Origin of the sequence: Aliivibrio sp. S10_S31 (genome assembly GCF_014694495.1) — a bacterium.
In the GTDB taxonomy this organism is placed as follows: Bacteria; Pseudomonadota; Gammaproteobacteria; order Enterobacterales; family Vibrionaceae; genus Aliivibrio; species Aliivibrio fischeri.
The window spans coordinates 38,221-47,599 of the sequence record NZ_JAAUWR010000027.1 but is presented as its reverse complement, the minus strand read 5'-3'; the positions used below and the strand labels follow the sequence as shown (position 1 = coordinate 47,599).

At 38.0% G+C, this 9,379-nt stretch carries 7 protein-coding genes and 1 rRNA gene; 4 read left to right on the top strand and 4 right to left on the bottom strand.

What is annotated here, in order from left to right:
• Positions 1-222 (bottom strand): 16S ribosomal RNA (locus tag HC728_RS18155); the annotation flags it as partial.
• 461 nt (positions 223-683) lie between these two features.
• Between HC728_RS18155 and mtnN the strand changes: the two genes are divergently transcribed.
• The 4 genes from mtnN (at position 684) to HC728_RS18135 (ending at position 4,551) form a co-directional block, all read left to right on the top strand.
• Positions 684-1,379, top strand: a complete 696-nt coding sequence (gene mtnN / locus HC728_RS18150; protein ID WP_065597619.1) for a 5'-methylthioadenosine/S-adenosylhomocysteine nucleosidase — start codon at positions 684-686, stop codon at positions 1,377-1,379.
• 66 nt (positions 1,380-1,445) lie between these two features.
• Positions 1,446-2,399, top strand: a complete 954-nt coding sequence (locus tag HC728_RS18145; RefSeq protein ID WP_017019177.1) for a cobalamin biosynthesis family protein — start codon at positions 1,446-1,448, stop codon at positions 2,397-2,399.
• 42 nt (positions 2,400-2,441) lie between these two features.
• Positions 2,442-3,053: a TRIC cation channel family protein gene (locus tag HC728_RS18140; RefSeq protein ID WP_005420789.1), complete on the top strand. Its 612-nt coding sequence runs from the start codon at positions 2,442-2,444 to the stop codon at positions 3,051-3,053.
• Positions 3,054-3,240: 187 nt separating this feature from the next.
• Positions 3,241-4,551 carry a peptidoglycan DD-metalloendopeptidase family protein gene (locus tag HC728_RS18135; protein WP_026029310.1) on the top strand — a complete coding sequence of 437 codons (1,311 nt, stop codon included), beginning with the start codon at positions 3,241-3,243 and terminating at the stop codon, positions 4,549-4,551.
• A gap of 41 nt (positions 4,552-4,592) precedes the next feature.
• Here HC728_RS18135 and HC728_RS18130 read toward each other — a convergent pair whose 3' ends face one another.
• The 3 genes from HC728_RS18130 to erpA all read right to left on the bottom strand — a co-directional run bounded on the left by HC728_RS18130 (position 4,593) and on the right by erpA (position 9,287).
• Positions 4,593-7,691 (bottom strand): efflux RND transporter permease subunit, encoded by a 3,099-nt coding sequence (locus HC728_RS18130; RefSeq protein ID WP_065604283.1) that lies wholly within the window; start codon positions 7,689-7,691, stop codon positions 4,593-4,595.
• A 9-nt stretch (positions 7,692-7,700) separates the two neighbouring features.
• The gene (locus tag HC728_RS18125) at positions 7,701-8,813 is read right to left on the bottom strand and encodes an efflux RND transporter periplasmic adaptor subunit (RefSeq protein ID WP_012532887.1); all 1,113 of its coding nucleotides are present in this window, start codon (positions 8,811-8,813) and stop codon (positions 7,701-7,703) included.
• 132 nt (positions 8,814-8,945) lie between these two features.
• Complete coding sequence (gene erpA / locus HC728_RS18120; RefSeq protein WP_005420796.1) at positions 8,946-9,287, bottom strand: iron-sulfur cluster insertion protein ErpA; 342 nt, start codon at positions 9,285-9,287, stop codon at positions 8,946-8,948.
• Between the last annotated feature and the right edge of the window lie 92 nt (positions 9,288-9,379).

Genomic DNA, 9,379 nt, shown 5'->3' with positions numbered 1-9,379 from the left:
CCGAAGGTCCCCCTCTTTGGTCCGAAGACATTATGCGGTATTAGCTATCGTTTCCAATAGTTATCCCCCACACTAAGGCATATTCCCAGGCATTACTCACCCGTCCGCCGCTCGACGCCCTTAACGTCCCCCGAAGGTTCAGTTAAGTCGTTTCCGCTCGACTTGCATGTGTTAGGCCTGCCGCCAGCGTTCAATCTGAGCCATGATCAAACTCTTCAATTAAAGTTTTTTTGATACCTTTCAGCAGAAAGGATATCGACTCAATGATTAATACTGATTGTTACATAAAAGTAATTTTGTGTAGTCACTCAGTTCATTGATTCCATTTACTTTCATTTTAAAAAATGAAAACAAGCAGTTTGCTTTCGCAAATAGTGATTATCAATTCACAAGTGCCCACACAGATTAATAGGTTTCTAATTTTTAAAGAGCTTACTAACAAAGCAGACTGTGATGTGAATCACTCTCTCCGTGTCAGTGGATGCGCAGTATAGGCGTATCAGATTTTGATGCAAGCATTTTTATTAAAAAAATAACCAACCGAACAATAAATAAACATAACGTTCAAAATACAAACAAAAACTCTTATTTATTTAAGAATAAACATCAAATTCCATATCTCCTAAGTACTATATACCTATGTTACAATCATCCACTACTCTAACTTTTATTGAGATATAAACATGAAAATTGGCATTATTGGCGCAATGGAACAAGAAGTTGCCATTCTTAAAGACAAAATTGAAGGTCTATCAACAGTAACTAAAGCTGGTTGTACTTTTTATACTGGTACATTAAATGGCGCTGACGTTGTTTTATTACAATCAGGAATTGGTAAAGTTGCAGCAGCAGTTGGAACAACTCTTCTTATTGCTGAGCATAATGTTGATGTGGTTCTTAATACAGGTTCTGCTGGTGGCTTTGATTCATCATTAAATCTTGGTGACGTAGTAATTTCAACAGAGGTTCGCCACCACGATGCTGACGTAACTGCTTTTGGTTACGAAATGGGTCAAATGGCTCAACAGCCAGCTGCATTTATTGCTGACGAAAAGCTAATCACAACTGCTGAGCAAGCGTTAACTGAAATGAGTAATAAGCACGCTGTTCGCGGATTAATTTGTACTGGTGATGTTTTTGTTTGTACTCCTGAGCGCCAAGAGTTTATCCGCACTCACTTCCCTTCAGTAATTGCTGTAGAAATGGAAGCCTCAGCTATCGCGCAAACATGTCACCAATTCAATACCCCTTTTGTTGTGGTTCGCGCTATTTCTGATGTAGCAGATAAAGAGTCACCAATGAGTTTTGATGAATTCCTTCCTCTTGCAGCGCAAAGCTCATCAGAAATGGTATTAAACATGGTTGCTTTATTAAAGTAATCTTATTTTATTGAGCCAGTTCCTCTGGCTCAATTTTATCTTCTTTTATATATAAAGAATCATCTCATGCTAGATAAATTAACTCTCTTTATTTCAGATTACTCATTATTAGTTTTATGGGGGGCTTTAATTTTTCACCTCATTATTCCTATTTCAGCTCAGTTTCATCCAATGTCTTTCTGGCATAAATTTGCTTTAATCCTAGCTGAAAAGGTAAATACTTCTCGCCCTTATCAGCAACGACTACTTTCTGGCTCCCTTGCATGGGCATTGATGATTATTCCTGTAATCATTGTATATATTGCAGCAGTGCCTCTTATTTGGAACATCCCTCTTTTTAATCTTGGGTTATTATTGTTGTCATTAGAATGGCGCGGTGTTGAAAAACTGTGTAAAGATACGATTCACGCCATTAATAAAGAGGATAAAAGCAAAGCAAAAGAAACCCTCAAACATTGGGTAAATAGAGACGTAGAACCATTATCATTACTAGGTTTAGGTAAAGCATCTAGTGAAACGATCATTTTGGCTTATGCGAGAACCGTTATTGGGGTCTTATTTTGGTATGGTATTGCTGGTGGAATTGGAGCTTTTGTTTATCGATTATCATTAGAGTTAGCAAGAGCGTGGTCTCCATCTAGAGATTCATTTCGACCTTTTGGCATCCCAGCTCTACGTATTCAATATATCTTAGATTTTCTCCCACTTAAGCTTTTCACCCTCCTTTGTTTTATAGACAAAAACATCCGTCATTCTTTTCAACAGTTACAATTACAAAAAAAGAACTGGGCCAATAAAAATAATGCAGGGCTACTTATTATTATTGGAAAAAAGTTTGAGCTTTCTTTAGGTGGACCTGTTATTTATCAAGGAAAGAAAATCAACCGAGCAAAACTAGGTGGAAAAATAGCCCCATCAGCGATTCATTTAGCACAAATTCACCGTTTTTTAAGCTGGAGAATAGCGATTTGGCTCATTCTTCAAAGCTCAATAATGGTCATATTAAAACAGGGTTTATAACTTTCTTTCAACAACATCATGCAGTAAGTCATAGAGGACAAGATGTTAATCTATACAATTGATATGTTTGGTACTGCCATTTTCGCCATTTCAGGAGTGTTACTGGCTGGTCGATTAAAAATGGACCCATTTGGCGTCACCGTTTTAGCAAGTGTTACCGCAATAGGTGGCGGTACGATAAGGGATATGGCTTTAGGTGCAACTCCCGTTTTCTGGATTAACGACACCAATTATTTATTGGTCATTTTCATTACCTGCATTTTAACTATGTTAATCATCAGAAGACCTAGACGCCTACCTTGGTATGTACTTCCCGTTTCCGATGCTATTGGATTAGCTGTCTTTGTTGGGATTGGTGTAGAAAAAGCACTTAATTACAATGCAGATCCAATGGTCGCCGTTATTATGGGGGTAATTACAGGTTGCGGCGGCGGCATTATTCGAGATGTACTAGCCAGAGAAGTCCCTATGGTATTAAGAAGTGAAGTGTATGCTACTGCGTGCATTCTTGGTGGCATCGTTCATACTTCTGCTCTCGAGTTCAATGTTCAAAGTTCTACAGCAATGTTACTGGGTGTCACTGCTACATTAATCATTAGATTAGCTGCCATTCGATGGCACTTATCGTTACCAACCTTCGCTCTTAATAAATAATTTAAATAGGCCATAGCTATATATATGGCCTCATATTTGACCTGTTTTTATTTATTTCTTTAAATTAATGAACTTTTTTTTATAAAAAGGTGACCAAACTACAAGTTCCTCACATAGTAGTTAACTTCAAAACACGATACACTTCTAGGTTGTTATTTTTATTCACTCTTTACTAACTAATCGAATGATATTATCTAAATTAACTCGCATTCCTGTAATCCATCGCATTCTGATTGGTCTTTGCAGCGCAGGGATTGTTGTAGCTATTGCAACAATACCAGACTCTGTCGCCCCTGATTCAGGCTTTTATAAATTAGCGGTAGGTCAAACATACCCAATTGAGATAAGAAAAGAAGCCCTCGTTTCTCATGAAAAAAATGCTCAAAACCAACAATTATCTTGGGAAACCTATACAGTAAAATCAGGGGAAAGCGCCTCTGTTTTATTTAGTCGCATCGGTTTGGGATACAGCCAACTTCTAAAACTCACCAGTAGCGATAAAGAAATTGAAAACCAACTCACTCGCTTACGTCCTGGTGACAAATTAAAATTTGGGTTTAACCAAGATCAAGACATCGTCCAACTTATACGCCCTATCAGTAAATTTGAAACTTACCGTATTAGTAAAGTTGGTGACAGCTATATTGGTTTATTTGAAAAACAAGATATTGAAACTCAGCTTAATTATACTAAAGCAACTATCACCTCAAATTTTTGGAATGCTTCAATTGGTGCGGGACTAAACCCTAATCAAATTATGGAGCTTGCAGGTATCTTTGGATGGGATATCGACTTTGCTTTAGATATCCGAGAGGGCGACAATTTTAAAGTTCTTTATGAAGAGAAGTATGTTGAAGGTGAATATGCTGGAAAAGGCAATATTATCGCCGCTTCTTTTACTAACCGTGGCGATACTTTCACAGCGATAAGAAACGATAAAAACGGCAATTTTTACGAACCAAATGGCCGAGCGATGAAAAAAGCTTTCTTGCGTTCACCAATCAATTTCCGTTACGTTAGCTCTAATTTTAACCCTCGTCGTCTGCATCCAGTAACAGGACAAAGAAAAGCTCATAGAGGGACTGATTATGTTGCGCCAGTTGGCACCCCTATTTGGGCTGCCGGTGATGGCGTAGTAGATAAAGCTGGTTATAATCAATTTAATGGTAATTATGTCTTTATTCGACATAGCAATACTTACATAACGAAATACCTACACATGACTAAACGTTATGTACGTGCAGGTCAAAGAGTTAAGCAAGGTGAAACTATTGGTACTCTTGGTGGAACAGGCCGAGTAACAGGTCCACATCTTCATTATGAATTCTTAGTAAATGGCGTTCATAAAGATGCTCGAACAGTATCTTTACCACAGTCAAAATCCTTAACAGGTAAAGACAAAAAAGAGTTTGAAATTGTGGCTAAAGAACGCTTAAAGCAATTAGAGCAATACAGTCAGTTTATTGTTGGTAACCATCCAGTAATTAACCATGAATAACTAAAATTAAAGCCCTAATTAGAGATAATTAGGGCTTTTTTTTAATCAAGTAATTCTCTTATTTTTTTGTCTCTTCCAAGCATTAACAAGCAAGGTGTCAGTACTAATGTTAGAACGGTTGCAAAGGCCAAGCCTCCTGCAACAGCAGTGGCTAATTGCGACCACCACTGAGTACTTGGTGCACCAAATTCCACTTTTTGATTAACTAAATCAATATTCATTTCTAGCACCATTGGCATTAATCCCAAAATGGTCGTTACCGTGGTTAACATAACAGGTCGTAAACGCTGAACGCCAGTTCGCAAAATAGCATCGACTTTTTCAATGCCTTCTTTGCGTAAGGTGTTATAGGTGTCAATCAGTACAATATTATTATTAACGACGATCCCTGCTAATGAAATTACCCCAATGCCTGACATAATAATGCCAAACGGGCGCTGGAAAATAAGTAAACCAGCAAACACGCCAACGGTTGAAAAAAGAACTGCACTTAAGATTAAGAATGCCTGATAAAAACTATTAAATTGAGTAACTAAAATAATTGCCATAACAGCAAGTGCTACAAGAAAAGCATTCTGCAAAAATGCGGCTGAATTATTTTGCTCTTCATTTTGTCCTCTTAATTTAAATTCAACGCCCTTAGGTAAGTCTAGATTTTTTAGTACCTCCTCAACTTTAGGAAGCTCAATGCTCAGGTTATACCCTTCACTCATGTCGGCTTTTACCGATAAAATTCTGTGCCCATCTATTCGGTGAATCGTATCTTGTTTGTGCGTAGGAATAATGCGTGCAAAATTAGTAATTGGAACAAGTCCATTATTCGTCTTTACTCTAAGCTCATCAAATCGCCCGATATCTCGATGCTCTTCAGGAAAACGTACAAGAATATCGACCTGTTCATCATTATCATCAGGTAGGTAGTCACCAATTTTTAAACCATTAGTGACAAACTGAACGGTATTACCAACTAATGTTGCATCGGCACCAAATCTTGCTGCATCATCTCGTCGAATATCAATTTTCCAATCAATACCCTGCTTATTAGAAGTATCACTAACATTAGTAAATGCTGCATTTGAATCAACCCATTTACGAACTTGAGTGATGGATTGATTTAATAGTTCTCCATTTCTCGCACTGAGTTCTATCACTAAATCATGCTCGCTAGGAGGCCCTGCATTTGGTGTACTGAACTCCAATTCAACACCTGCAATATCTTTCGTTTTCACTCGGAGATCTTCAATTATCTCTTTTACTGGCCTTCTGTTTTGCCAATCAATTGGAGTAATTTGGATACGTCCTATTTCATCGTCGCCACCCGTTCGAGTATAAATACTGTCTAACTCTTCCATTCCTAATATTTGATTTTGAACCTGAACCATAATTTTATCTTTCTCATCAATAGAAAGATCACCATGAGAACGAACTTTTACGGTTAAAAATGGAGGATCGACATCAGGAAAGAAAACAACACCGAGTCCCGCTTTGGCGTAAGTAAATCCAATACCGACAGCAAACGTTATTGCTAATAATAAAATCTTAAAGGGGTGCTTTAATGAAAATGAAAGCGTTTGATAATATAGCTTAGTGACCCCTTCAGCTTGAGTATAGTCTCCTCTACTTAGTGCCTGTAATTTCACTCTTTTTTTAGGGAGGACTTGCTGCGGTTTACCAAACAAACTCCCTAAAACGGGAACAAATAACAGAGCCATAACTAAAGATGCACTTAACGTCGCAATCAAAGTTAATGGCAGATACTTCATAAATTCCCCAGTAATATCAGGCCAGAATAATAGAGGAGCAAATGCCGCTAATGTTGTCGCTGTTGATGCAATAATTGGCCATGCCATTCGTTGTGCAGCTTCTCTATAAGCTTCTACACGATGAGCTCCCTCTTGCATTCGACGATCAGCGTATTCAGTTACAACAATAGCGCCGTCAACCAACATTCCTACGGCCATGATTAATGAAAATAGAACAACAATATTGATGGTTAACCCTGAAACTGCAAGTATAAGTAAACCTGTTAAGAAAGAGCCGGGAATTGATATTCCAACTAAAAGAGCAGTTCTTGCTCCTAAAATTGCAATGATAACGATAACAACCAATAAAATAGCGGAAAGAATATTATTCTGAAGATCATTAAGCATGATCTTTACATCTTTAGATTCATCCCACGTGTATTTAACTAATAAATTATTTGGCCAATCATCAAGTTGCTGAGCTCTCGATAGTACCGCCTTTACAATCTCAACGGTTTCAATGATATTTTCCCCGGAACGTTTTTTTATATCGAGAACAATGGCTTTTTCACCATTTAATCGAGCATAACTATTAGGATCTCTAAATGCTTTACGAACCGTGGCAATATCACCAAAAGTGACCACTTGTTTTCCATCGACTTTGATTGGCAGCTCTAGTACATCTTTTAATGATTCAAAAACAGAAGGGACTTTTACTGAAAACCGACCATAACCAGTATCAACAAAACCAGCAGCAACAACACGATTATTTAATGCTATTAAATTATAGATGGCGGCCTGATCTAACCCGTAACTCTCAAGCAAAAGAGGATCGACAATAATTTCAACGACATCTTCTCTATCTCCTGCAATATCAACTTCAAGTATCTGTTTGTAACTTTCGAGTTTATCCTGCAGCTTTCTTGCAATTTGAACCGCGGTTCGCTCAGGAACAGTGCCATATAAAACCACGGATAATACGGCTTGCTCAGCCGCTAATGTAACCTCATGAACCGTTGGCTCATCACTCTCTTCTGGAAGGTTTGGCTTAACTAAATCAACCGCATCTCTCACGTCCGTTAAGGCTTTATCTAAATCGACTCCAACACTAAACTCTAATGTCACTGAGCCATGCCCTTCCCCTGCAACCGCAGTCATTTCCTTTATCCCTTCAATAGAGCGTAATTCTTGCTCCATTGGGCGCACGAGTAAACGCTCAGAATCTTCAGGAGAAATACCTTGGTGACTCATAGATACATAAATAATAGGGATCGTAATATCTGGATTGGACTCTTTTGGTATAACGAGATACGTCGACACACCAGCAATAAGTAATAAAACCAACAGCATCAACATGGTACGAGAGCGACCCAATGCCGCATTAATAATAGCTAGCATATAATGTCCCTATTTACGCTGAATATGAATGAAGTCACCATCACGAACAAATCCTTGTCCAACAGTAATAATATCCACTTCATTCCCAAGCCCTGTTAACCAAACACCATCATCTTCAGCCTTAACTAACTGAATAGGAACAAACTTAACTTTATGAGCCGTCTCACTATGCCCTTCAGCTTCTATCGCTGTTTTTACCCCCAAATCCCCACTTTCATTTAATGCGAGCATTGCTGGAGTGACTTTTATTGCTGGTTGAAGCGCTAAATTAATAGCGACTTCAGAACTCACACCTGCAGGGATCTTTCCACCAATATTGGGAATTTCTATTTCTACTGAAAATGTATTGGTTGATGACGATGATATTTTTGAAATATAACGAACATAGCCTTCAATTGAAGCACCATTAATAAAACTAACATCTGCTTTTTGTTGTTTTGTTATTTGACTGATATGCCTTTCACTAACATTGACATCAATAACAAGTGGATCAAGAACAACGACTTTAGCAACAGGATCACCACGACTGACAAAGTCACCGACTTCAATAAACAGGTGCTCAACAATGCCATCAAATGGCGCCGTGATCGTAGTATTTTCTAATATTAACTCAGCATTACGAACTCTTGCTTTTGCTTCAGCAAGTGAGGCTTGTGACTGGCTAAACGCAACTTCTCCTTGTAAGCCTTTACGTTTTAATTCTTTTGCTGCATTAAACTCTTTCATTCGAACTGAGTAGATGGCTTTAGCTTGGCTTAATTGCAAATCAAGATCGGCCATATCTAAACGAGCGATGGGTTGCCCTTTTGTGACTCTAACGCCTTTATTTACTAACAATTCTTCAATCTGAGCTGCAACTTGAGCTCCTAATATGGCTTGTTTATCAGGGCTAGTTCGTCCATACAAAGAAATGGTTTTATGAGTAGGGATAGATTCAAAACGTTCAATAACCACGTTGGCTAATGGTATGGTAAGAGGCGAGCTTTTTGTCTCTATTGATGATTCTTCCGCGTTTGAAGGTCCACTCATGACCCATAAAAATAAGCTGAGGAATAAAAGAAAAGAGATAATCCAAGGTCTATGGATAAGATAAGAAAAAAAAACAGATGTAAATTTACCCATAGCAACAATCCTTAGCGCTTAGGAAACAAAAACTAACAGCAATACATCTGAACTTGCTGTTACTCAAAATTATGATTTTTTATAATAAAAAAGGTAAGTAAACTCCGCTACTTACCTTTGAATACTCAGGACTTACACACTGAATGATGCACCACAACCACACGTTGTCGTTGCATTTGGGTTATCAATGAAGAAACGTGAACCTTCCAAACCTTCGGTGTAATCAACTTTACCGCCAATCAAATATTGTAAGCTCATTGGATCAACAACTAATGTAACGCCATCGTTTTCAATTGTCATATCACCTTCATTTACGTCTTCATCAAAAGTAAAGCCGTATTGGAAACCACTACAACCACCACCAGTAATATAAACTCGTAGTTTTAGATTTGGGTTTTCTTCTTCTGCAATTAACGTTTTTACTTTTGCTGCTGCAACATCAGAAAACGTTAACGGCACAGATACATCACTCATTTAAACCTCTCAGGATTGGTTTCCAATTCTATTTTATAGGCGATTATCTAATACCTGACTGTTTCATTCAAGTATTCAATCGCTCTTCTCTG

Coding starts and splice junctions, on each gene's coding strand:
- mtnN (WP_065597619.1), top strand. CDS start 684: ATGAAAATTGGCATTATTGGCGCAATGGAACAAGAAGTTGCCATTCTT.
- HC728_RS18145 (WP_017019177.1), top strand. CDS start 1,446: ATGCTAGATAAATTAACTCTCTTTATTTCAGATTACTCATTATTAGTT.
- HC728_RS18140 (WP_005420789.1), top strand. CDS start 2,442: ATGTTAATCTATACAATTGATATGTTTGGTACTGCCATTTTCGCCATT.
- HC728_RS18130 (WP_065604283.1), bottom strand. CDS start 7,691: ATGCTAGCTATTATTAATGCGGCATTGGGTCGCTCTCGTACCATGTTG.
- HC728_RS18125 (WP_012532887.1), bottom strand. CDS start 8,813: ATGGGTAAATTTACATCTGTTTTTTTTTCTTATCTTATCCATAGACCT.
- erpA (WP_005420796.1), bottom strand. CDS start 9,287: ATGAGTGATGTATCTGTGCCGTTAACGTTTTCTGATGTTGCAGCAGCA.